Annotated in this window: 1 protein-coding gene and 1 pseudogene; one reads left to right on the top strand and one right to left on the bottom strand. The window is 64.8% G+C overall.

The features are described 5' to 3' along the window. A pseudogene (locus tag A2I95_RS40880) lies at positions 1 to 460 on the bottom strand (SDR family NAD(P)-dependent oxidoreductase); the annotation flags it as partial. A 74-nt stretch (positions 461 to 534) separates the two neighbouring features. On the opposite strand from A2I95_RS40880, the gene A2I95_RS40875 reads away from it, so the two are divergent. Further along, a partial coding sequence (locus A2I95_RS40875; RefSeq protein WP_291738011.1) for a class I SAM-dependent methyltransferase occupies positions 535 to 1134 on the top strand: 600 nt, incomplete at its 3' end.

The raw sequence follows: 1134 nt of genomic DNA, 5'->3' as shown, positions 1-1134 counted from the left end.
CAAAGGGACCGCGGCCAGGGCCGTAGATACCGGCCAGCCGGAAGATATGCAGCGGCAGACCCGGGATCGCCTGCCAGTGCGCTTCCGCCTTGGCCCGCCAGTCGCCGCGCTCGCTGGAGGGCGTCACGGGCGTGGCCTCATCCACCCAGGCGCCGCCGTGGTGGCCATAGACGGCGGTGGTTGAGAGATAGCCGGCCCATTCCAGTTCCCGGGCCGCGGCAAGTTGGTCACCCATTGCTGCCAGCAACGGATCGCCGTCCGCATTGGGCCCGATCGAGCTCAGTACATGTGTCACCCCATCCAGCGACACCGCCTGCCCCGGCCAGGTGATCATCTCCACTCCTTCGGCTTCCACCACCTCGCGCGAGGTGCCGATGACCCGCCATCCCTGCGCCAGGAGGCGCGGTGCAAGCGCCCGGGCGGTATACCCAAATCCAAGACAAAGCAGTGTTTTATTCATGACTCCTAGATGCGTTGGCCGGGCCGGTGGCGCAAGGGTTGATTCGAATCCTCATCCGCCTTTTCATGCCCCGCATGGAAAAGCAGAAACCGGGACTTTCGAACGCATACGCCCTGCAGACCCCTGCCGGTTCCAAACAGCTGTACGGGGACTGGGCCAGCACATATGATCAGGATTTCGCTGCCGGGCAGGACTACCTGCTGCCAGGATTGACTGCCAAGGCTTTTGCCGCCGCCGGGGGAACAGGCCCGGTGCTGGATGCCGGCGCAGGCACCGGGCTCTGCGGCCAGGCGCTGCAAACACTCGGGATTGAGCCTGTTGACGCCACCGACATCAGCGCCGCCATGCTGGCCGAGGCCCTCCGCAAGGATGCCTACCGCGACGTGATCGAGGCCGATCTTCTGGAAGGCATCCCGGTGCCGCGCGGCTTCTACCGCGGTGTGGTGTCTTCCGGGACTTTCACCCACGGGCACCTCGGCCCCGAAGTGCTGCCTGCCCTTCTGCGAGTGGCCGCACCCGGTGCCTGGTTTGCTCTGTCGGTGAATGCAAAGTTCTATGAAAAGGCTGGGTTTGCAAACGCCTTTGACCGGCTGCTCCAGGGGCAATGGATCAAGAGCCTCACCTTGCCGGAATTGCGTATCTATGGCCCCGGCGCCACCGGCACGCACAGGAAC

The sequence above is a fragment of the Leisingera sp. F5 genome, assembly GCF_001593695.1.
The sequence above is the reverse complement of the archived record's forward strand: the minus strand, read 5'-3'. Positions and strand labels throughout refer to the sequence as shown.